Annotated in this window: 19 protein-coding genes and 1 tRNA gene; 7 read left to right on the plus strand and 13 right to left on the minus strand. The window is 68.3% G+C overall.

Features of this window, described 5'->3' with window-relative positions; translation table 11 throughout:
* Positions 1-359 precede the first annotated feature (359 nt).
* The 3 genes from ACYQ5L_RS22070 to ACYQ5L_RS22080 all read left to right on the plus strand — a co-directional run bounded on the left by ACYQ5L_RS22070 (position 360) and on the right by ACYQ5L_RS22080 (position 5,660).
* Positions 360-2,162, plus strand: a complete 1,803-nt coding sequence (locus ACYQ5L_RS22070) for an AMP-dependent synthetase/ligase (RefSeq protein WP_459959786.1) — start codon at positions 360-362, stop codon at positions 2,160-2,162.
* 10 nt (positions 2,163-2,172) lie between these two features.
* Positions 2,173-3,357 (plus strand): PucR family transcriptional regulator, encoded by a 1,185-nt coding sequence (locus ACYQ5L_RS22075; protein WP_459959788.1) that lies wholly within the window; start codon positions 2,173-2,175, stop codon positions 3,355-3,357.
* Between the two features lie 245 nt (positions 3,358-3,602).
* On the plus strand, positions 3,603-5,660 hold the full coding sequence (locus tag ACYQ5L_RS22080; protein ID WP_459959790.1) for a CocE/NonD family hydrolase: 2,058 nt from the start codon (positions 3,603-3,605) through the stop codon (positions 5,658-5,660).
* Positions 5,661-5,720: 60 nt separating this feature from the next.
* On the opposite strand, the gene ACYQ5L_RS22085 is transcribed toward ACYQ5L_RS22080, so the two are convergent.
* Entirely contained in the window at positions 5,721-7,202 is a 1,482-nt protein-coding gene (locus ACYQ5L_RS22085) for a glycosyltransferase family 39 protein (RefSeq protein WP_459959791.1), read from the minus strand.
* Between the two features lie 292 nt (positions 7,203-7,494).
* On the opposite strand from ACYQ5L_RS22085, the gene ACYQ5L_RS22090 reads away from it, so the two are divergent.
* Complete coding sequence (locus ACYQ5L_RS22090) at positions 7,495-7,998, plus strand: nitroreductase/quinone reductase family protein (RefSeq protein ID WP_459959792.1); 504 nt, start codon at positions 7,495-7,497, stop codon at positions 7,996-7,998.
* Positions 7,999-8,001: 3 nt separating this feature from the next.
* Here the strand turns inward: ACYQ5L_RS22090 and ACYQ5L_RS22095 are convergent, their stop codons facing one another.
* Positions 8,002-8,379 carry a nitroreductase family deazaflavin-dependent oxidoreductase gene (locus ACYQ5L_RS22095; RefSeq protein ID WP_459959795.1) on the minus strand — a complete coding sequence of 126 codons (378 nt, stop codon included), beginning with the start codon at positions 8,377-8,379 and terminating at the stop codon, positions 8,002-8,004.
* Positions 8,380-8,546: 167 nt separating this feature from the next.
* On the opposite strand from ACYQ5L_RS22095, the gene ACYQ5L_RS22100 reads away from it, so the two are divergent.
* Positions 8,547-9,056, plus strand: coding sequence for an NUDIX hydrolase (locus ACYQ5L_RS22100; protein ID WP_459959796.1), 510 nt, complete (start codon positions 8,547-8,549; stop codon positions 9,054-9,056).
* 235 nt (positions 9,057-9,291) lie between these two features.
* On the opposite strand, the gene ACYQ5L_RS22105 is transcribed toward ACYQ5L_RS22100, so the two are convergent.
* Together ACYQ5L_RS22105 and ACYQ5L_RS22110 are read right to left on the minus strand one after the other, a co-directional pair.
* Positions 9,292-9,366: transfer RNA gene (locus ACYQ5L_RS22105), tRNA-Met, on the minus strand.
* Positions 9,367-9,859: 493 nt separating this feature from the next.
* On the minus strand, positions 9,860-10,540 hold the full coding sequence (locus ACYQ5L_RS22110) for a TIGR00266 family protein (protein WP_459959798.1): 681 nt from the start codon (positions 10,538-10,540) through the stop codon (positions 9,860-9,862).
* Between the two features lie 192 nt (positions 10,541-10,732).
* On the opposite strand from ACYQ5L_RS22110, the gene ACYQ5L_RS22115 reads away from it, so the two are divergent.
* Entirely contained in the window at positions 10,733-11,470 is a 738-nt protein-coding gene (locus ACYQ5L_RS22115; protein WP_459959800.1) for a peptidylprolyl isomerase, read from the plus strand.
* Between the two features lie 6 nt (positions 11,471-11,476).
* Here the strand turns inward: ACYQ5L_RS22115 and ACYQ5L_RS22120 are convergent, their stop codons facing one another.
* The 9 genes from ACYQ5L_RS22120 to ACYQ5L_RS22160 all read right to left on the minus strand — a co-directional run bounded on the left by ACYQ5L_RS22120 (position 11,477) and on the right by ACYQ5L_RS22160 (position 20,795).
* A complete protein-coding gene (locus tag ACYQ5L_RS22120; RefSeq protein ID WP_459959802.1) occupies positions 11,477-12,991 on the minus strand; it encodes a glycosyltransferase family 39 protein in 1,515 nt (504 codons plus the stop codon).
* Positions 12,988-13,617, minus strand: a complete 630-nt coding sequence (locus ACYQ5L_RS22125) for a TetR/AcrR family transcriptional regulator (RefSeq protein ID WP_459959804.1) — start codon at positions 13,615-13,617, stop codon at positions 12,988-12,990. The genes ACYQ5L_RS22120 and ACYQ5L_RS22125 overlap by 4 nt, the downstream gene beginning before the upstream one ends.
* 111 nt (positions 13,618-13,728) lie before the next feature.
* Entirely contained in the window at positions 13,729-14,871 is a 1,143-nt protein-coding gene (locus ACYQ5L_RS22130) for an ABC transporter substrate-binding protein (protein WP_459959806.1), read from the minus strand.
* Positions 14,868-15,653, minus strand: a complete 786-nt coding sequence (locus tag ACYQ5L_RS22135) for an ABC transporter permease (protein ID WP_459963501.1) — start codon at positions 15,651-15,653, stop codon at positions 14,868-14,870. The genes ACYQ5L_RS22130 and ACYQ5L_RS22135 overlap by 4 nt, the downstream gene beginning before the upstream one ends.
* Positions 15,654-15,658: 5 nt before the next feature.
* Positions 15,659-16,510 (minus strand): ABC transporter ATP-binding protein, encoded by an 852-nt coding sequence (locus ACYQ5L_RS22140; protein ID WP_459959808.1) that lies wholly within the window; start codon positions 16,508-16,510, stop codon positions 15,659-15,661.
* On the minus strand, positions 16,507-17,475 hold the full coding sequence (locus tag ACYQ5L_RS22145) for an ABC transporter permease (protein WP_459959810.1): 969 nt from the start codon (positions 17,473-17,475) through the stop codon (positions 16,507-16,509). Before ACYQ5L_RS22145 ends, ACYQ5L_RS22140 begins: the two co-directional genes overlap by 4 nt.
* Positions 17,472-18,509 (minus strand): TIGR03842 family LLM class F420-dependent oxidoreductase, encoded by a 1,038-nt coding sequence (locus tag ACYQ5L_RS22150; RefSeq protein WP_459959812.1) that lies wholly within the window; start codon positions 18,507-18,509, stop codon positions 17,472-17,474. Before ACYQ5L_RS22150 ends, ACYQ5L_RS22145 begins: the two co-directional genes overlap by 4 nt.
* A 31-nt stretch (positions 18,510-18,540) precedes the next feature.
* Complete coding sequence (gene hydA, locus ACYQ5L_RS22155) at positions 18,541-19,962, minus strand: dihydropyrimidinase (protein ID WP_459959814.1); 1,422 nt, start codon at positions 19,960-19,962, stop codon at positions 18,541-18,543.
* Complete coding sequence (locus ACYQ5L_RS22160; protein WP_379203511.1) at positions 19,959-20,795, minus strand: nitrilase-related carbon-nitrogen hydrolase; 837 nt, start codon at positions 20,793-20,795, stop codon at positions 19,959-19,961. Before ACYQ5L_RS22160 ends, hydA begins: the two co-directional genes overlap by 4 nt.
* 123 nt (positions 20,796-20,918) lie before the next feature.
* Here ACYQ5L_RS22160 and ACYQ5L_RS22165 point away from each other — a divergent pair, with 123 nt between their 5' ends.
* Positions 20,919-22,385, plus strand: a complete 1,467-nt coding sequence (locus ACYQ5L_RS22165) for an aminotransferase class I/II-fold pyridoxal phosphate-dependent enzyme (protein ID WP_459959816.1) — start codon at positions 20,919-20,921, stop codon at positions 22,383-22,385.
* Positions 22,386-22,391: the final 6 nt, after the last annotated feature.

A 22,391-nucleotide genomic window follows, 5' to 3' on the forward strand; every position in this document is an offset into this window, starting at 1 on the left:
CCCGGTCGGGCTCCGGCGGTCCTGTTCGTGTGCTAACACGATACGACGGAATGATCGGCCGCGAACCCCGAATCAGATTGCGGCACCGCCTCTCCGGAAATTCAGCGCCCGGCCGAGAGCCGTCGCGAGTCGCGCTCGCGTGCCGGCGGTTACCGGGGTGCCCGGATTTGGGACGTACCCCAGGAGTTACCCGGCCCGCACGAAATCAGTTGTCACCTCACCAACCTTGTGCATTCTGCACAAGTCGATCGGCGTAGATCTTGTCCATTGCCTCTGGACCGGACCCGACTTTGTGCGGTGTGCTGGATGGCACTGTGAGGGCCGCCACGCCCTCGAACGTTTGATCCCAGAGGTAGGTCGTGAGTTCATCGAATCCCGCGGGGGCCGGCCCGCGCACGCTGGTCGAGGCATTCCAATCGAATGTCGCGCAGTATCCCGACCAGGTGGCACTGCGCACCCTCGGTGGCGCGGTGGCGATCACCTGGCGCGAATACGGCGAGCGAGTCCGCTCGATCGCCTCCGGCCTGGCGGCGCTGGGCATCGGGGCGGGCGACACCGTCGCGCTCATGATGACCAATCGCCCGGAATTCCACCTCTGCGACACCGCCGTCCTGCACACCGGCGCCACCCCGTTCTCGGTGTACAACACCAATCCGGTGGATCTGCTCGCCTACCAGTTCGGCAATGCGGGCAACAAGATCGTCATCTGTGAACGCCAGTTCGCGCCGCAGATTCTCGAGGCCGTGGCAAAGGCCGCCGCCCAGGGCAACACGGTCGAGCGCGTGATCTGCGTGGACGACGCCCCCGCGGGCACCCTCCCCCTCGCCGACGTCGAGGCCCTGCCCGCCGCTGATTTCGATTTCGAGAGCACCTGGCGCGCGGTCGATCCCGAGAACCTGCTCACCATCGTCTACACCTCCGGCACCACCGGACCGCCCAAGGGCGTGGAGCTCACCCACACCAATTTCCTCGAAAACGCCCGGGTCATCGAGGAATTCGGCGGTGGCGGCCCCGAGGACAAGGTCGTCTCCTACCTGCCCGACGCGCACGCCGCCAACCGCTGGTTCGCGCACTATCTGTCCATGCTGACCGGCGGCCAGATCACCACGGTTCCCGATCTCAAGCAGGTCGCCGAGGCGCTCACCGAGGTGCACCCGTCGGTCTTCCTGGGTGTCCCGCGCGTCTGGGTGAAGGTCAAGGCGGCGCTGGAGGAGCGCTTCGCCGCCGAACCCAGCCCGATCAAGCGCCGCCTGGTGGATTGGGCCATTCGCACCGGCCGCGCCCGCGCCCGCGCCGAATCCGACGGCCGCACCCAGAACTTCCTGGAGCGGGCCCGGTTCACGCTGGCCGACCGCCTGGTGCTGGCCACCATCCGGGAACGCCTCGGCCTGGACAAGGTTCGCGTCGCCGTCACCGGCTCGGCCCCCATTCCACACGACACCCACGAGTTCTTCCTCGGCCTGGGCCTGCCGCTGTGCGAGGGCTACGGCATGACCGAGTGCACCGCGGGCGCGACCCTGTCCCGCCACCCGCGCATCAAGATCGGCACGGTGGGCAAGCCGCTGCCCGGCTCCGAGATCAGCATTGCCGCCGACGGCGAGGTCCTGGTGCGCGGCAAGATGGTCATGCGCGGCTACCGCAATGCCCCGGAGAAGACCGCCGAGACCATCGACGCCGACGGCTGGCTGCACACCGGCGATATCGGCGAGATCGACGCCGACGGGTTCCTCAAGATCGTGGATCGCAAGAAGGAACTCATCATCAACGCCGCCGGCAAGAACATGTCGCCCACCAATATCGAGAACACCGTCACCGAGAACACGCCGCTGGCGGGCACCGTGGTGGCCATCGGCGACAACCGCCCGTACAACACCGCGCTCATCCTGCTCGATCCGGATCTGGTCGCCGCCTTCGCCGAGCGCCATCAGCTATCGGACCGGAGCATTGCCGCCCTGGCCGCGGACCCGATTGTGCTGAAGGCCCTGCAAGAGGGCGTGGATGCCGCGAATTCCAAGCTCTCCCGGGTGGAACAGATCAAGAAGTTCGCGGTGCTGCCGGAGGTGTGGACCCCGGGCAGCGACTGCCTCACGGCCACCGGAAAACTGAGGCGCAAACCAATAGCTAACGCCTACGCGGCTACTATCGATTCGCTGTACGGGTAGTAGGAGAGTCATGCAAGCGCGAATCCGGGACCGAGTGCTCGAGGAGCTGTATCGGCGCGCGGTCGCGGTCCGGGACGAGATCCCGGCCGCGGTGCCGCCGTACCGCAACCTGCCGCACACGCTGGTGGCGGGCGGTTTCGAACGCGGCGTGAAGCTCAATATCGACCTGTTCTTCGACTATCTGCGCAGCGGCGTCCTGCCCGCCGAGGAGGACACCCGCGAGGTCGTGGAGATCGCGCTCGGCCGGGTCCGCGACGGCGAACCCCTGGAAGAGGTGCTCGGCCGCTACAGCATCGGCGCGGAATTCATCTGGAACGAGATCCGCGCCGTCGCCACCGGCGACGAACGCGAACTGCTCAGCGATTCCGCGCTGCAGATGCTGCACTACATCACGATGATGCAGACCCGCATCGCCACCGCGGTGGTGCGGCGCGTGCACGATCCGCGCTGGGAGCTGCTGGAACGCCGCCGCGCCATTGCCGACGCGCTGCTCACCGGGCGCGACCCGATCGAATGGGCCGATGAACCGGCCATCGCGGTCCCCGACTCGTTCCTGGTCGCGGTCTTCCGTTTCGGCGCGGCCCGCGGTGCGGAGACCAGCGAGCTGCGCCACCGCATCGAGGCCATTCCCGGTGTCTTCCTGCGCCTGGACAGCGGCGGCTGGACGGCCCTGCTCCCGCTGCAGCCCGGCGACGACGGCACCGCCACCGCGGCCGCGCTCGCCACCCGCCTGCCCGCGCAACCCACTGGGCAGTCTGCACAACCCGCCCCGTTCTGGGTCGGCGTCACCGTGGCCCCGACCCGCACCGTGGTCCCGGCGGTCTTCACCGAGGCCCGCATCCTGGCCGAGCTGGGCCGCTGCCTGGACCGCCCGCACATGGTGTGCCGCCGCAGCGACCTCATGTTCGAGTACACCGTCGCCGCGGGCGGTTCCGCCCGCGCCGGTCTCGCCGCCGTCCTCGCGCCCCTGGACCCGCAGCCGCTGCTGGCCGAGACCCTGGAGGTCTTCGTGGACACCGGCTTCAACCAGCTGGCCACGGCCCGCCTGCTGAACATCCACCGCAATACGGTCACCTACCGGCTGGCCCGCGTCCACGAGCTCACCGGCCTGGACCCGCACCGCCCCACCGACGCCATGACGCTTTCGGCGGCCCGCATCGCCCGCCGCCTCGAATCGGCCTCCTTCGCCCCGTAATTCGCCCATTTTCATCGACCGGGAACTGGTGGCGGCATTTCGCGAGTAGCCACCGCCACCAGTTCCCGGTCGGCGGTGTTTCACATCCGGCGCAGCGTTGGTCCACTGCACAATCCGAAACCGCGCAGTCTTGGTTACTGCCGGTAGCGCGGCATACCGGCTGTGCGGTGTGCTGAATTCCGACGATGAGGTCGGCGGCGGTGTTCGTCCGCGCGGCCTCCCGAGCATTCGCAGAGGTAATTTCGTTGACTAGCAAGACCAGGCCGCGCCGCGCCCGGCTCGTCGCCCTGACCGTGGCGGGGCTGTCCGCGCTGGCGGTGACCGTTTCGAGCACCACGCCGGCCGCCGCCGTGCCCACCGCCGGACCGGTGCCGACGGCTCCCGCGAATTTCGGACTGCCCGACGGTTATCAGCCCACGCCCGAGCAGTACGGCGTGGGTTATGAACTGGGACATGTGGTTCCGCTGGCCGATGGCACCCAGTTGCAGGCCGAGGTGCGCTATCCGACCGATCCCGCGACCGGGCAGCGCGCGGCCGGGGAGTTCCCGGTGGTCGTCAACTTCACCACCTACGGCGCGGTCACCAGCGCGCTGACGGCGGCCATCACCAGCGTCATCGACACCTTCCGGATTCCGCTGCCCGATCAGCTGCGCGATGTGCGGCGCGTGATCAACCAGGCCACCAGTGCGCAGGACATGCTGGTGCGGCGCGGCTATATCGAGGTGATCGCGGATGTGCGCGGCACCGGCGGGTCCACCGGCGCGTGGAATCCGGCGTCGCGGCAGGACGGCCAGGACGGTGTGCAACTGGTGGATTGGGCGGCGAGGCTGCCCGGGTCCAATGGCAAGGTCGGCATGTACGGGTACTCGTTCCCGGCGTTGAGCGCCTTCCGCACCGCGCAGGCCGTCGGTCCGGATTCGCCATTGAAAGCCATTGTGCCCATGGCGATGCCGAACAATATCTTCAACGAGGTGCTCGGCCACGACGGGTTGATGAGCCCGATCCTGCTCACCGCCATCTCGGTGATGGTGCCGTATCTGAGCCTGATCGGGCCGTTCATGACCGCGGTGGTGTCACCGCAGACGTTCCTGACGGCGCTGATCGATCACCTGAAGGCGATTGTCTCCCAGGACAGTACGATCAAACTGCTACTGGAAGCCTATGCGGGCGGTCCCCTCGCCTATGACGGCGACTGGTGGCAGGAGCGGCGTTTCGAAACCGATCTGAGCAATCTGGTCGACAAGGGCATCGCCATGTACCAGGTCGGCGGGTTCTGGGATCTGTATCAGGAAGGGCCGCTGCGCAATTACGCGCAGTTGCAGAATCTGGCCGCCGGCCGCGACCAGTTCGCGCCGATGGCCGCCGATCAGCGGGCCGACGGCCGCTACCAATTGCTCATGGGCCCTTGGTATCACGTGGGCCTGGGTGTCGGACCGGGTTCGCGCCTGGATACCGATCAGATCATCGTGGCGTGGTTCGACCGCTGGCTCAAGGACATTCCCAACGGCATCGACGAGACCGACACCCCGTTGCATGTCATCGACGCCAACAATATCGCCGCCGATACCGCCCGCTACCCGTTCGAGCAGGCGAGCGTCACGCAACGCTGGTTCGACGGCGATCGCCTGGTCGCGGACAAGCCCGCGGTGGCCGATGCGTCGGATCGTCTCGACTACACCGGTATCGACAACCTGTGCAACCGGCAGAGTCTCGGCCAGTACACGGCGGGTCTGCTGGACTTCGTCTTCCGCGTGTTCAATGCCTACAACCCGTGCACGGAATGGGTGCAGGAGCCGACCGCCGGACTGCGGTACACCATGGATCCGGTGAGCGAGCCGACGGTGGTGGCGGGTCCGGCCAATGTCAGCCTGTACGCCTCCTCCACGGGCGCAGACGCCGCCTTCCAGGTGTGGCTCGACGACGTGGCGCCCGATGGCACGGCCGTGAACATTACGGGCGGTTCGCAATTGGCGAGTCAGCGCACGCTGAACGAGGACAAGACCTGGCGCGCGGGCGACGGGACCGTCTACGGGCCCGAGCACATCGTGATGCAGGAGAACGAGCGGCTGCTGACCCCGGGTGAGGTGGTGCAGATGGATATCAAGCTGCGCCCGACCTTCTACACCCTGCAGCCGGGGCACTCGCTGCGGCTGCGGATCACCAGCGGGACATTCCCGTCCACCATGCCGATTCCGACGGATCTGCCCCGTTTGCTGGGCACGTCGCAGCAGATTCAGCGAAACTCGGTGTGGCCGTCGAGCCTGGTGGTTCCACTGGCGCCCGCGGGCTCGTTCACCCACTGACCCGGGGGAACGGGAAGGGTGGCACGGCCGGTCGCCGCGGCCGTGCCACTCCCTGGAGGGCTACAGGTGCATCCACTGCGGCCACACCTGTGACCACGGCTGCTTCCGGCCCGTGCACTTCCAGATGGTGACGTCCTGGGTGTTGCCGGGGAAGCCGAGACGCGTGTCGACCTCGCCGACCCGATCGACATGCTCGAACCGGGTGGTCAGTTCGGGTTCGTCGCCCTCGCCCACGTAGAGCACGGTGGTGGCCTCGTCGGGCGGGGTCCCGAAGTAGCCGAAGCCGCGGCTGGGGCTGTAGATCGGGGGCAGTTCGTCACGGCCGAGCTGATCCAACGCGGCGGACTGCCAATAGGTGTCGGTGATGATCACCGTGTGCTCCTGTTGGTCCGGCGGCAGCGCGCGATACGCCTGCTCGACCGCGGCGGTGAGTTCGGGCCAGCCGAAGGAGCCGTAGGTGCCGATATTGATGGCGGCCTGGCCGAGATCCGCGGGGGGCTCGATGTCCTCGGGCGACTTCCACGGCATGGCGTACAGCACGAAGATGGTCGAGATCGCGCCCAGCAGAGCCGTCACCGAGATCAGCGCCGCCCGTCCGATGGTTGCGGTGCGTTCGGCGGTCGTGACGAGCGCGACCGCGCCGGCGGCGATCATGACCGCGTACATGCCGGTGGTGTAGTAGATGCGCCCGCCGGTGATGAGGAACGCCGCGTACAGCAGGATCAGGGTCACACCGAGAAATCGGAAGGGCCGCAGGGATTCCCACATGAGCAGCGCCCACAGTCCCCACAGCAGCAGGAGCGCGCCCAGCAGTCCGGCCAGGCTGATCGACATGGGCACGAACAGCAGTCGCCCGCCCAGCACCCCTTGCTGCTCGCCGATCACCCGGCCCATTTCCAGTTGCGGCCAGCCGTTGTTCGCCTGCCAGAGGAGCGCGGGCACCATGGTCACCGCCACGAGGGCGCCGCCCGCCCACAGCAGCGGGCGGCGCACCAGCTCGCGCGGGCCGAAGGCCGGGCTGCTCGCCGCGACCGCCAGCCAGAAGAACGGGATCAGCCATTTCACCTGCATGTCCACCGCGGTGACCAGGGCGGCGAGCAACAGCAGGCGGTCGTCGCGGGTGTGCACCCAGCGCACCACCAGCCAGGTGATGATCACCCACAGCGCGGTGTCCACCGAATTGGTGGTGAGCATGGTGCCCTGCAGCAGCAGGAACGGTGAGGTCGCATAGGCCAGCGCCGCCAGCGCCTGCGCCCAGCGGCCGCCGCCGAATTCGCGGACGAGCATGGCGCACAACATGATTGCGAGCACCGTCAGGATCACCGCGGGCAGCCTGACCGCGAAATGGGATCCGGGCGCCAGGGTGTCCATCAACCGCGCCAGCAGCGGCAGCACCGGTCCCTGATCGGCGTACCCGAAGGCGAGCCGCCGCCCGGCCGCCAGGAAATACAGTTCGTCGCCGAAGTACCCGTAGCGGGTGGCCGAGTACAGCAACACCGCGGCAGCCGGGATCGCGATGGCCGCCACGCTCCACCACGCCATGGGTGGACGCTCTTCCGCTGCTGCATGTCGCCCGGACGGGTTCGGCTGCGCCGGGCGATCCTCGACATCGGTCACCAGCATGCTCCTGAACGACGGGGCTTTGTGCGGTCACCAGCGAATCTACAGCGCCCACCAGAACCGACCGGTCCGCGAAACACTGCCGCACCCGCGCGACCGCACGCCTCCGGAGCCGTGGCCGGCCCTCCCGCGATCGCTGCCCGGCCCGCGTCACCAGCCTATACTCGGTCCGGTATGCCCCTGCCGTACAACGCTTTCCGTGAAGGAGACCGGCATGTCCGAGCAAACCCCCGATGCCAATCCGTACGGCACGCCGTCCACCAGCGGCCCGCAGCCGATCCCGTCGTATCAGCGCTATGTCAATGCCACCATGCGCACCCTGCTGCGCATGCCGGGCATCTCCAGCGTGGTCGGCAAGCGGCTGCTCGTCATCCATGTCACCGGCCGCAAGTCCGGCAAGGTCTACGACGTCCCGGTCGCCTACACCCGGCACGGCGACGAGATCCTGGTCGGCACCCGCTCGCTGCCGTGGGTGCGCAATATCCGCAAGGACAATCCGGTGCAGCTGTCCATGGGCGGCCCGCGCCGCACCGCCGACGGCGAGGTGGCCACCGACAATGAATCGGTCATGCGGCTCTACGAGATCATCGCGCGCGACAATGCGACCAATGCCAAGTTCAACGGCATCGGCTTCGCTCCCGACGGCAGCCCCAACAAGGCCGACATCTATCAGACCTGGCAGCAGGGCGGCGTGGTCATCCGCCTGAAGCCCCGCTGATTCCTACGCCGTGCGCGCCTGCACGTAGTACTCCGCCGAGATCGCCACCAGCGCCTGCCGCACCAGCGGCGGCGCCCAGGCCGCCGACGCGTCCCGCCGCACCACCGGGTCCACCAGTGTCAGCGTGCGCCCGCGCGTCTCGAACTCGAAGGCCCCCGCCGCCCGAATGTTCTTCAGCCAGTCCACATCCGGCCCGTAGGTCAGCGCGATCCGGTATCCGTCCTCGCGTGCGAACACCAGCACCGGCGACCGATACACCCGCCCCGATCTGCGCCCGCGATGGACCACGATGCCGAATCCCGGCGCGACCCGGGCCATCACTCCCAGCACGGGATTGGTGACGACCCGATTGAACCTGGCCAACGTCTGCGGCAGCGGCACGTCTTCGTCCTCTCCGACGGTTCTCCCGTCCCCGCCGGGGCGCGGATCCACGCGTCGGCCGAAAACGGTTGTGCATGAAGAGGCTACGCCCGTCGCCGACCGCATCGCCCGTGATCGATAAGGTGCTGGGGAACCACCCGCAGCCGCGCTACCGGAGGGAGCCCCACATGGCGGAGATGATCGCGGTCTACGACGCCGAAGGCCGCGAGATCGGCGCCGAAGACCGCGCCGTCGTCTACGCCGAGGGTCTCTGGCATGCCAGCGCCGGCGTCCTGGTCCGCTCCCGCGACGGCTCCCGCGTCTACGTCCACAAACGCACCGACACCAAGGCCGTCTTCGCCGGTATGCACGACTGCCTGGCCGGCGGCGTCCTCTCCCCCGGCGAAGATCCCGCCGCAGCCGCCCTCCGCGAACTCTCCGAGGAACTCGGCATCACCCCCGACGACCACCCCGTCCCCCTCGTCACCGCCTCCTGGGACGGCGCCTGGCAAGACCGCCCCATGCGCTGCCACCTCTTCGCCTACGAGGTCCGCTCCGACGGCCCCATCCGTCACCAACCCGAAGAGATCGCCGCCGGCTGGTGGTGGACCGACAAACAACTCCTCGCCCATCTCGAAGACCCCACCTGGCCCTTCGTCCCCGACACCCGCCTGCTCATCCCCCAACTCCTCCGCTGATCCCCCGAACCAGCAGGCTTCAGAACTCGCAATACATGACGTGCAACCCGACCCGCCCCAGCGTCGGATGCGGCCGGTCCGACCGACGAACTCCCCTATCTCCACGTCGCCTCATCGTCAACCCGGCGAGACTCGAACCCGCATCTTCCGCCGTGACAGAGCGGTACTTTCACCAATCGAGCTACGGATCGAAAGCCCGCCCGACCCCAGCGACCCAGAGCTGACCGACCATTCGTGGCGGTGGTCGGATTCGAACCGACGACCTGTGGGATATGAGCCCACCGCGCTCACCGAACTGCGCCACACCGCACCGGAGAGTCATCCCTCCCCCGGATTCCGAAGAACCCGCGATGAACCAACATTCGCAGACCCCCGAGTGCCCGGCAACCGATCTTCCGGACAGGTCCAGCGCTTCACACCCTCCGGCGCTGGAGAACGCAAGCGGCCCAACGAATCCCGCGCGATTCGTTGGGCCGGGTGCGAGCTACTTGGAGCTTCCGGAGAAGAGATTCTGGACCAGCTTGGTCAGTACCTCGGCAAGGAAATCGGATGCGGATCCGGACACGTTTGACTCCTCATCTGTGTAACTACATGTCGGACATGTGAAGCATGAACTATTCACATGTCCAGGTTCGGGATTTTCGCGAAGAAAGGTCCCGGGTGGATCAAGATTCCATAGGAGAACACGTTTCAACTGCGGTTATGTCCGCTCAGTGAGACTGTGTTGTGGATCACACATGCAGTGCGGTTGGGCTCGCCCGAAGTAGCGTGCGGGACTTCCGGCGCGTGTTCGACCCGCGGCTCTAGCTGGCCGAGGTGGCCCGGCCGACCCATGCGGAGAAAGCTCCGGGGTTGCGGGTCTGCAGCAGGACGCGGCCGGGGCCGACGAAGTCGAAGACGAAACCCTCGCCCGATTTGAGCGATTGCAGCGAACGACCGGATACCGCGCGCCGGATGGTGAAATTCATCGAGAGGTCGTAGGCGACCACGTGACCGGTATCGATGGTGACCGGTTCGCCGGGTTGCAGGTCGATGACGTCGATGGCGCCGAACACGCCCAGGACGACCTCGCCCTGGCCGTCGGCGCGCAGGCCGAAACCGCCCTCGCCGCCGAAGAGATTGGCGAAGCCGCCCCATTTGGCTTCGACGGTGACGCCGTGCGAGTTGGCGATCCAGCCGCCGCGGCTGATGAAGTACGGGCGGTCCGGGGTCACGGTGAGGGCGAGCATATCGCCGGGGAGGGCGGGGGCGACATCCACCCAGCCGCCTTGCTGGGGCGCGGTGAATGTGGACACGAAGAACGACTCCCCCGCCAGCACCGACCGTTTCAGTCCGGCGATGATGCCGCCTTCGGCCTTGGCCGCCAGTGAGACTCCCGCGGAGTGCGCGATCATGGCCCCGTGCTCCACCCGCATGGGCTCGCCCCCGGCCAGAAAGCAGCGGGCGACGGTCGACGACGGATTGTGCCGCAGTTCTACCTTCATATCCGCCGACGGTAGCAGTGAATTCCCAGGTGGTGGGAGTGATCCCGGCGTGCCGCGCAATCCGGACTCTTCGCCCGGAACCACCCATCCGGCCCCATGCGCGCGGCGGAGATGGAATGATTCCGCGCGCGGCATTGTCCGGCGTCCGGTCCGCACAGACCGGCACCCAATCCACTCGAAGGAGACCATCCGGTGAGCATCGAACCGCAGCAGCGGCATCCCGACAGCGACCAGGCCCGGCGGCCCCGCCGAATTCGGATCGGCCGCAGCACGCTACGACGCATCGGGGTCATCGCCGCCGCGGCCACTCTGGTGCTGGTGATCTCCGGTCGCGCCGATGCCGCGCCCGCGCCGCTGCCGGCCAATCATGTCCCCGGCTGCAGCGATGCGGCCGAGGCGCAGCCGACCGGCGGTACCTGGCTGTTCGAACCGGCCATGACCATCGATCAGGCGGCCGGGTACACCGCCGAACTGGCCACCAACTGCGGCACCATCACCATCCAGCTCGATGCGGCGAAGGCCCCGCACACCGTCAATTCCTTCGTATTCCTGTCCGAGCAGCGGTATTTCAACCAGACCCGCTGCCACCGGCTGACCACCGAGGGCATTCGCGTGCTGCAGTGCGGTGACCCGACCGGCACCGGAACCGGCGGCCCGGGCTACCGATTCAATGACGAGAACCTCGAGGGCGCAACCTATCCCGCGGGCACGGTGGCCATGGCCAATTCCGGACCGAACAGCAATGGCAGCCAGTTCTTCCTGGTGTACGGCGATTCGCAGCTGCCGCCGAACTACACCCCGTTCGGCAAGGTCACCCAGGGCATGAGCGTGCTGCAGAACATTGCGGCGGGCGGCACCGTCGACGGCTCCGGTGACGGTCAGCCCGCCGCGGGCGTGGTGCTCGATTCCGTTGTCGCCGTGCGGAGCTGAGCGAGCTCAGCCCAGGCGCAGCATGGACGGCCACTCGCGCGACCAGGGTTCGCGCGGGTGGTCGCAGCGCCAGATGGTGACATCGCGGGTCACACCGGGCAGGCCCAGCCGGGCGTCGGCGCGGCCCGCCTCGGTGACCCTCGCGCAGTGCGCGCGCGGTTCGCTGCCGTCGCCGCCCACCCAGAGCACCGTGGTGGCGGTATCGGGCGGGGTGCCGAAGTAGCCGAAGCCGCGGTTGGGGCTGTAGATCGCGGGCAGACCGTACTTCGTCCGCTCGACATCCAAAGCGGATGCCTGCCAATAGGAATCGGTGATGACGACGGCCCGGGACCGTTCCGGCTCCGGCAGCGCCCGATACGCGGCCGCGGTGGCGTCGCGCAGTTCCGGCCAGCCGAACTTCGCGTACACGCTGATGGCCGAATCCGATTCGCGCGCGGGCGGGATATCGCTTTCGGGCTGCCAGGGCAGCACATACGCCACCAGCAGCGCCGAGGACACCGCGAGCACTCCGGCCACCCGGCCGCGCCATCGCGCCGCCTGGCTGGTCCATTGCACGGCGCCGGCCGCCATCACCATCGGGAAGCATCCGATGAGGTAGTACGGGCGGCCGTTCTCGGCCAGGAACACCACGGTGAGCAGCAGCGGCACCAGTCCGAGGAAACGGTAGGGCCGCAGGCCCTCCGACCGCAGCAGCGCCCAGTTGCCGTACAGCAGCAGCACTCCGCCCAGAATTCCGGCCATCAGCAGCGCGAGCGGCAGGAAGGTGAGCCGCCCGCCCATGGTGTCCTGTTCCGCGGCCACCTGCGCGCCCATGCCCAGCTGCGGCCAGCCGTGCGCGGACTGCCACAGCAGCGTCGGCAGCGTGCACACGAAAACCACCGCGGCACCGGCCCACAGCAGCGGACGGCGCAGCAGCTCGCGCGGGCCGTAGATCAGTGCGGCAATGCCGACGGCGATCCAGAAGAACGGGATCAGCCACTTCACCTGCATATCGAGCGCGGTCACCACGGCCGCCCAGAACAGCAGACCGTCACGGCGGGTGCGCACCCACCGCACGAGCAGCCAGCTGATCACCACCCACAGCGCGGTGTCGATGGTGTTGGTGGACAACTGGGTTCCCTGGATCAGCAGGAATGTCGAGGTGGCGTAGGCGGCCGCGCCGAGGGTCTGCGCACCGCGGGAACCACCGAATTCACGGGCGATCTGCGCGCTCACGACAATGGCCGCGACGGTGACCACCAGCCCCGGAATCCGCAGCGCCACCAGCGATCCCGGTGCGATGACATCCATGAGCCGCGCGATGGCGGGTACCAGCGGACCCTGATCGGCGTACCCGAAGGACAACCGGCGTCCGGCCGAGAGGAAGTAGAGCTCATCGCCGTAGAAGCCGTAGCGCCCCAGCGACGCCGCGAGCGCCACCGTGGCGGCAGCGGCGATCGCCGCCACCGGCCCGAGCGCGAACGGCGGCAGGTCCGCGGGCGATTCCCGCCGCGCCGCAGCGGTTTTCATGGTGGTCGTCATGAGTTCTCCGCCTTCCGGGTGGCCAGATCGAACAGTCGCGAGATGTGTGCGGTGTAGCCGCGCAGGTCGAAGTCCTTCTCCTTGACCACCCGCGCGCCCGCGCCGTCGATGGCGTCGCGAATCGACTTGCCCATGAACATCGGATCGAATTCGCCGAACTCCCCCTCGCGCTGTCCTTCCCGCAGCAACTCCACGAGCGGCTCGAGGATCTCGCTCTCGTCCGACGAGGCGAAGTGCAGCCGTCCGTCGGCATCGCGCAGATTGCGCACCACCTCGGTGAGGGCGGCCACGTACCGCCGGTTCGCGTCGATGAACCCCAGGTTCGATTCGATATAGGCCAGCACGCGCTTGCGCGCCCCCACGGCGGCGATGACCTCCGGCGCCACCACCTCGGCCGCGGAGACGTACAGCTGGATCACCAGCTGCGTCATCAGATCGTCCTTGCCCTGGAAGTGGTAGGAGATGACCCCTTTGGAGATGCCCGCGTGCTCGGCGATCCGGGCCAGGGACGCATTGGCGTACCCGACCTCGGAGATCACCTCCACGGCCGATGCGATGATCTGCCGGCGACGAGCCTCCTCGATGAACGAGCGCTGCTTACCGCCCGGCTCATTTTCTGACCGCATGGCCAAATTCTAGAACATGCGGCCAATGCACTGCGAGACCCCGGAAACAGCGGCGCCCGCTGACGCGCATCGGCGTGCGGGTCAGCGGGCGCGAGCGACTATCGATCGGGCCTATTTGCCGCCCTCGGTAAGGGTGACCGGCTGCGCCGTATAGGAGGTGCCGGTGACGTCCACACCTTGGGACTTCAGCAGGTCGATGGCCTTGGTGACGTATTCGACGGTGTAGGCGGCCGCATCGGGATCCTTGGTGAGCACGGTCGCGCCCTCTTGATTCCTGGTGTTCTTCGCAATGGACACGGTCCGGTCCCACGCGGCCTCGTCCATCAGCCCGATCCCCTGGGTCGAGGGCCAGATCAGCTTGTTCACCTCGGTGATCTGCCACTGCTGGTGGCTGTTGCCGAGGGTGGATCCGGCGGCGACGGTGATATCGCGGCACTTCTCCACATTGTCGCGGCAGAACGCCCAGCCCTTGAGCGAGGCGGCGATGAACTTGACGGTCCGGTCGGCGTATCCGCTGTCGTTCAGCTTCTCGCTATTGGCCCAGATGGCGTCCTGCAGCATGGCGACGCCCTGGTCGTTCCAGTCGATGGTGGTGAAATCCTCGGGCGTGTACAGCTTTCCGGTGGCCGGGTTCTTGGTCTCCAGCAGCTGCGCGTACTCGTTGTAGGACATGGCCTGGGCGGCATCGATATCGCGGGCGAGGAAGGCGTTCATATCGAACTGCTGCTGCACCAGCGTGACGTCCTTGGCGGGATCGAGCCCGGCGCGGGTCATTCCGGCGAAGAGCTCGAATTCATTGCCGTAGCCCCAGTTTCCGACCTTCTTGCCGCGCAGGTCGGCCGGTCCGTTGATGCCCGCCGCCTTGAACGACACCTGTTTGGTGCCCGAGCGCTGGAAGATCTGGGCCACATTGGTGATCCCCGCGCCGGCTTCCCGGGAGGCGAGCGCCTTGGGCACCCAGGCGATGGCGTAGTCGGCCTGTCCCTGGGCGAGCACGGTCTGCGGCACGATATCGGTTCCGCCGTCGATGATTTCGACGTCGAGACCCTGCTCCTTGTAGAACCCCTGGTCGACGGCGGCCAGATACCCGGCGAACTGGCCCTGCTTGAACCACTGCAACTGCAGCTTCACCTTGGTGAGCCCGTCGGCGGTGGTGTTCGACTCGGTGGTGCTGCAGCCGGTGAGTGCGGCCAGGCCCAGTGCGGCGGCGAGCGCCCAGGCCTGGATGCGTTGTCTGCGGGTGGTACTTCTCATTTCGATCTCCAGAGGGTGGTGCGGGGTCTGCGGGTGAGCTGTTCGAGCGCCAGCACGGCGGCCAGGAAGACCAGGCCGAGCACCATGGCGGCGACGACATAGGCCCAGGCGCGGGGGTAGGCGGTATTGGCCGCGGCGGAGGTGATCCGGCTGCCCAGGCCGTGCTGGAGGCCGCCGAAGTATTCGGCGATGATGGCGGCGATGACCGCACCGGGCGCGGCGATGCGCAGGCCGGTGAACAGGTGCGGCAGCGCGGCGGGCAGCCGGACGGTGCGGGTGATCTGCCAGCCGCTGGCGGCGTAGGCGGTCATGAGGTCGGAGTGCACGCGCGGGACCTGCCGCAATCCCTTTGCGGTGCTGACGAATACGGGGAAGAACACCACGATCGCGGCGACCAGGCGGCGCGGCAGGTCGGTGGTGGTGGAGTACATGGAGTTGAGCAGCGGGGCGAGCGCGACGATGGGGACGGCGGCCGCACCCGCGGCCAGCGCCCCGAGCAGGCCGTCGACGACGGTGAAGCGCACGGCCAGCATGGCGGCGGCAATGCCGAGCACCGCTCCGGCCAGCAGGCCGATGAGAGCGTTGGCCCCGGTTGCGGTGGCGGCCTTCAGGATCGCGTCGACATTGGCGGTGAAGGCGTCGGCAATGGCGGTCGGCGCGGGCAGCAGGAAGGACGGCACTCCGGCGGCGACGGTGAGCACCTGCCACAACACCAGGATGGTCACCCCGAAAAGCACCGGCGGCCCGGCGGTTTTGAGCATGCTGAACCCGTTCGCGCGCATGGTCGTCACCGGATATCCCGTCCCGCTACCGCATCCGCCGCGGTGCCGTGCCCCTCGTGCAGGGCGGCGCGCACGGCGGCGACCGAGGAGAAGAACGCCTCGGTGGAGCGCACGTCCTCCGCGGCCGCGCGATCCCAGCCGCCGGTGTCCAGGACGGCGGTGATGCGGCCGGGCCGCGGGGACATGACCACCACGCGATCGGAGAGGAACACCGCCTCCGGAATGGAGTGCGTCACGAAAACCACTGCGGCGCCGGTCTCCTCGGCCACCCGCAGCAGTTCGCCCTGCATGCGTTCGCGGGTCATCTCGTCGAGCGCGCCGAACGGTTCGTCCATCAGCAGCAGCGGTGGCTTGCGGGCCAGCGCGCGGGCGATGGCCACGCGCTGCTGCATGCCGCCGGAGAGCTCGGCCGGATAGCGCCGGGCGAAGTCGGTGAGCCCGGTGATCTCGAGCAGTTCGGCACTGCGCGCGCGGCGCTCGCGTTTGCCGACGCCGTGCAATTGCAGTGGCAGTTCCACGTTCTCGCGCACCGTACGCCAATCCAGCAGCCCGGCCTGCTGGAAGGCGATGCCGTAGTCCTGGTCCAGCCGCGCCTGCCGCGCGGTCTTGCCGTGCACCACAACGGTTCCCGAGGTGGTCTGCTCCAGATCGGCGATGATCCGCAGCAGGGTGGATTTGCCGCAGCCGGACGGGCCGATGAGGGAGACGAACTCACCGGCCGCGACCGAGAGCGTCACACCCTCGAGCGCGGTGACCGCACCGGCGGCGTAGATCTTGCCGACCTCGCGCAGTTCGACGGCGGGCACCGAATCCCGACCCGCCGCCGTATCTTTCGCGAGGGATGTCTCGACGGTCAACGGGAACCTCCTGAGGTGTGACCGGGCCGGCTGAAGCGGCGCAATGCCAGTTCCGCCGCGCTCACCAGCGCGGTCAGCACGACCCCGAGCAGTGCGGCCGCCAGTACGGCCGCGTACAGCCGCGCGGCATTGCCGGTGGATTGTTGCGAGAACACGATGATCTGCCGGCCGATCCCGCCCGCGGTGCCGGTGGAGATCTCGGCGACCACCGCGCCGATGACCGCGGCCGCCGCCCCGAGCCGCAGCGCGGGCAGAATGTGCGGTACCGCGGCGGGCAGCCGCAGATACCGCAGCGTCGCCCACCAGCCGGCCGCGCAGCTGTGCAGCAGCTCGACCGAGGCCTTCGCCGGGGATTGCAGCCCCCGCAGCGTGCCGATGGCGACCGGGAAGAACACCAGGTAGGCGGCGATGACGACAATGCTCATCCACGGCCGCCACGGCTGCCCGGCGATCACGAACTTGCCGCCCCAGCCCGCCACCAGGGGCGCGAGCGCGATGAGCGGAACCGTCTGGGAGACGATCACATACGGCAGCAGGCCGCGCTCGACCCATGCGAAGCGCTGCATGACGATGGCGAGCAGAATGCCGACGACGGTGCCCACGGCGAGGGCGAGCAGGGACAGTCCGAGGGTGAATCCCCCGGTCCGCAGCAGAGTCGCCCCGACCGTGGTCTTGCCGTCGGCCTCCCCGAGCACCGTGAGCACCGCCCACGCGTGCGGCATGGCGCCATCGGAGGTGCGCGGCAGTACGCGCTGCTCGCCGATGCTCACGCCATTGGCCGGCACCAGCGCTTTGATCAGTTCCCACACGACCACCAGCAGCGCGAAGGCGGCCAGCGGGTACAGCAGTCCCCGTACCCTGGAACCGGAGGCCATGGCCGAGCGCCACACCGAAACCGGTTCGTATACAGGTGAATCCGAGCCCTGACTCACACCCGGAGCCGGGCTCACGAGCGGTGTCGTCACGTGCTGGTCTCCGTCGCGGTCACGGGGTGGGCCAGCCGGGGCAGCACCGATTCGCCGTAGGCCTCCAGGGTGGAGGTCTTGGCATCGTGCTGGAGGTAGACGGCGAACTGGTCGACGCCCAGCTCCTCGAGTTCACGCAGCCGGGTCAGGTGGTCGTCGGGGGTGCCGAGCACGCAGAAGCGGTCCACGATGGCATCGGGCACGAAGTCGGCGTGCGTATTGCCGGCACGGCCGTGCTGGTTGTAGTCGTAGCCTTGGCGACCCGCGATGTACTCGGTCAGCGCGGCCGGAACCTCGCTGTCGCCACCGTATTTGGCGACGATATCGGCGACGTGGTTGCCGACCATCCCGCCGAACCAGCGGCACTGCTCGCGGGCGTGCTTCAGGCCCGCCACGGTGCCGTCGGTGATGTAGGCGGGCGCGGCGACGCAGATGGTCACCGCCGACGGGTCGCGCCCGGCCCGTTCGGCGGCGGCCCGCACCCGCGCGATGGTCCAGGCGGTGATATCGGGATCGGCGAGCTGCAGAATGAACCCGTCGGCCACTTCACCGGTGAGATCCAATGCGCGCGGGCCGTATCCGGCCACCCACACCGGCAGCTGCGAACGCTGCGCCCACGGGAACCGGATGGTGGTGTCCCCGATGTGCGCGCTGCGACCGTTGCCGAGTTCCCGGATCACTTCGATGGATTCGCGCAGGGTGGCCAGATCGGCGGGCCGGCCGCCCAGCGTGCGGACCGCCGAATCACCGCGCCCGATACCGCAGATGGTCCGGTTGCCGAACATGTCGTTCAGCGTGGCGAAGGTCGACGCGGTCACCGTCCAGTCGCGGGTGGACGGGTTGGTGACCATGGGCCCGACCACGACTTTCCGGGTCGAGGCCAGGATTTGGCTGTAGATGACGTACGGCTCCTGCCACAGCAGATGCGAGTCGAACGTCCACACGTGCGAGAAGCCGTGCGTCTCGGCGATTCTCGCCAATTCCACCACCCGCGAGGCGGGCGGCGTGCATTGCAGCACCACACCGAGGTCCATGCGGCACGCTCCGATCGTTGGTCGGGTCGAATCAGATGAGGTTCTGTGCCAGTCCGCGTTTGACGAAACTGCCGTGACCGGTGCTGCCCAGATAGGCCCCGGCGTCGACGATCACGCGGCCGCGCGAGAGCACCGTGTCCACGTGTCCGTCGATCTCGAAGCCCTCGTAGGCGGAGTGGTCCATGTTCATGTGGTGGGTCTTGCCCAGCCCGATGCTGGTGTGCCCGTTGGGGTCGTAGATCACCACATCGGCGTCCGCGCCCGGGCTGATGACGCCCTTGCGCGGATACATGCCGAACATGCGCGCGGGCGTGGTGCAGCAGACCTCCACCCACTTCTCCAGCGAGATGCGGCCGTCCTTCACGCCCTGGAACATGAGGTCCATGCGATGCTCGACGCCGCCGATGCCATTGGGGATCTTGCTGAAATCTCCGATGCCCAGCTCCTTCTGATCCTTCATGCAGAACGGGCAGTGATCGGTGGCGACGCTGGTGACATCACCGGTGCGGATGTAGCGCCACAGCTCGTCCTGGTGCCCCTCCGACCGCGCGCGCAGCGGCGTCGAGCAGACCCACTTGGCGCCCTCGAATCCCGGTGCGCCCAGCTGTTCTTCGAGCGACAGGTACAGGTATTGCGGACAGGTCTCGCCGAAGACGTTCTGGCCGTTGCCGCGCGCCTGCGCGATCTGTTCGAGAGCCTGCTTGGCGGAGACGTGCACGACGTACAGCGGCGCCCCGGTGACCTGCGCCAGCATGATGGCGCGGTGAGTGGCCTCCTCCTCCAATTGCCAAGGGCGAGAGGTGCCGTGGAAATACGGCGCGGTGTCGCCGCGCTGCAGGGTCTGCTCGATGAGCACATCGATGGCGATGCCGTTCTCGGCGTGCATCATGAGCACCGCGCCCAGATCGCCGGCGGTCTGCATGGCGCGCAGGATCTGCCCGTCATCGGAGTAGAACACGCCCGGGTAGGCCATGAACAGCTTGAAGCTGGTCACGCCCTCGGACACCAACTCCGCCATGCCCTTGAGGGATTCGGCATTGACGTCGCCGACGATCTGATGGAATCCGTAGTCGATCGCGCACTTGCCCGCGGCCTTGGCATGCCAGGCCGCGAGGCTGTCCTGTACCCGCTCCCCCGGCTTCTGCACGGCGAAGTCCACGATGGTGGTGGTGCCGCCCCAAGCCGCCGCCCGGGTGCCGGTCTCGAAGGTGTCGGAGGCCTCGGTGCCGCCGAAGGGCAACTGCATGTGCGTATGCGCGTCCACGCCACCGGGAATCACGTATTTGCCGGTGGCGTCGATGACCACGTCGGCATTTGCCGCCAGGTCCGCCCCGAGCGCCGTGGAGCCCGGTTGCACGACGGCGGCGATGGTCGCACCGTCGATGAGCACATCGAGCAATTGCGAACCGGTGGCCGACACCACCGTTCCGCCGTGGATGAAAACGCGACTCACGGCTGCACCAGCTCTCCGTAAGCGTCCGGGCGGCGGTCACGGTAGAAGGCCCAGCGGTCCCGCACCACCTTGAGCAGATCCATATCCAGGTCCCGCACAACGAGTTCCGGATTCTGGTCGGAGGCGACCTCGCCCACGAACTTGCCCTCGGGATCGGCGAAGTAGCTGGTGCCGTAGAAGTCGTTGTCGCCCAGATCTTCCACGCCGACCCGGTTGATGGCGCCCACGAAGTACTCGTTGGCGACCGCGGACGCCGGTTGCTCCAGCTTCCACAGATAGCTCGACAGCCCGCGCGAGGTGGCCGAGGGATTGAACACGATCTCCGCCCCCGCCAGGCCCAGCGCCCGCCAGCCCTCCGGGAAATGCCGGTCGTAGCAGATGTACACCCCGACCTTGCCGACCGCGGTGTCGAACACCGGCCAGCCCAGATTCCCGGGCCGGAAGTAGAACTTCTCCCAGAACCCCTTCACCTGCGGGATGTGATGTTTGCGGTACTTGCCGAGGTAGCTGCCGTCGGCGTCGAGCACCGCGGCGGTGTTGTACAGCACCCCCGGCTGCTCCTGCTCGTACACCGGCAGCACCATCACCAGGCCGAGTTCGCGGGCCAGGGCCTGGAACCGCTCCACCGTCGGCCCGGGCACCGCTTCCGCGTACTCGTAGAACTTGGCGTCCTGCACTTGGCAGAAATACGGCCCGTAGAACAGCTCCTGGAAGCAGATCACCTGCGCGCCCGCCGCGGCCGCCTGGCGCGCGTATTCCTCGTGCGCCTTGATCATGGACTCTTTGTCGCCGGTCCAGTTCGTCTGGACCAGTGCAGCTCGAACGATTGCCATACTTTGTGATACTCCACCCTGAACCACTTCCGTTGTGTTACAACTTCGCGGAAACAGTTTCGTGACCGTAAATCCTCGGGGCGGCTTCGTTCACCCCGTCGCGTCCATCGCAGAATGGCGCTTGTGACAACGGAACTCGATCCGCCGGACGCCCCCGCCGCCGCATCGGCCGCGGCGGCGCCGCCGGTGCCCGCCGGGGACCTGAGCGACCACGTCCACGACCGCACCGCCGCCGGTATCGCCGCGGCCGTGAGCCGCCGCATTCGCTCCGGCGCGCTGCCGCCCGGCTCCCGGCTGCCCACCGTCCGCGACCTCGCACGCGAGCTGAAGGTCTCCCCCGCCACTGTCAACCAGGCTTGGCGCGCACTGGCCGCCGCGGGCGCCATCATCGCGCGCGGTCGCGCGGGCACCTTCGTCGGCACACCCCGGCAACCGGTCACGGTGACCCCGGCCGGGCGCTATCAGCGCCTGCACTCGCACTCCGACAACAACTTCCGCATCGATCTGTCCCGCGGCGTGCCCGATCCGGCCCTGCTGCCCGACCTCACCACCGCGTTGCGCGTGCTCAGCGCCGACGGCGCCATCGACGATCTGTCGGCCACCTACCTCGGCGATGCCATGCTCCCCGAACTGGAGGCGGCGGTCCGCGCCGACTGGCCCGCGCGTGCCACCCGGTTCACCGTGCTGGACGGAGCCCTGGACGCCGTGGACCGCCTGCTGGCCGTGCATGTCCGCCTGGGCGATGCGGTGATCGTCGAAAACCCTTGCTTCCCACCGTTCCTGGATCTGCTGTCCCGCCTGGGCACCCGCCCGGTCCCGGTCGGCCTGGACGAATCCGGGCTGCTGCCGGGCGAACTCGCCGCCGCGGTGGCCGCCCACGCTCCCACCGCTCTGCTGCTGCAACCCCGGGCGCAGAACCCCACGGGCGCCTCCCTCACCGCCCAGCGCGTCCGCGAGCTCACCGATGTGCTGGCCGACGCCGCCAGTGTGTCGGCGGTCCGGCCGCTCATCATCGAGGACGATCACTCGGCCGGTATCGCGCACTCCCCCGCCCGATCGCTGGGCGCGCGCCTGCCCGCCCGCACCGTGCACATTCGCTCGTACTCCAAATCCCATGGCGCGGACCTGCGCCTGGCGGTGGCGGGCGGCCCGCCCGATCTGCTGGACCCGGTCATCGAGCGCCGCATGCTCGGCCCCGGCTGGTCGAGCCGCCTGCTCCAGCGCGTGCTGCTGCACATGCTCACCGATGATGCGGCCCGCGCGACGGTCGCCCGGGCCCGCACCGTCTACCGCGCCCGCGCCGAGGCGCTGCGAAAGGCCCTGTCCCGGCACGACATCCGGATCGCCCGCGGCGACGGCATCAACCTCTGGCTGCCGGTCGCCGACGAGAACGCCGCCATGATCTCGCTGGCCGCCGCCGGTATCAAGGCCTCTCCCGGCGGCCCGTTCGAGGTCACCGACCATCCGCACAACGACCACGTGCGACTCACCGTGGCGGCCCTGCACGACGGCGAAATCCCGGAGCTCGCCGCGCACCTGGCCATCGCCGCCGCGGCCTCCCCGGCCTACCGCCGCATCCGCCGCGGTTGAGCAGCG

This window comes from Nocardia sp. IFM 10818 (assembly GCF_054655275.1).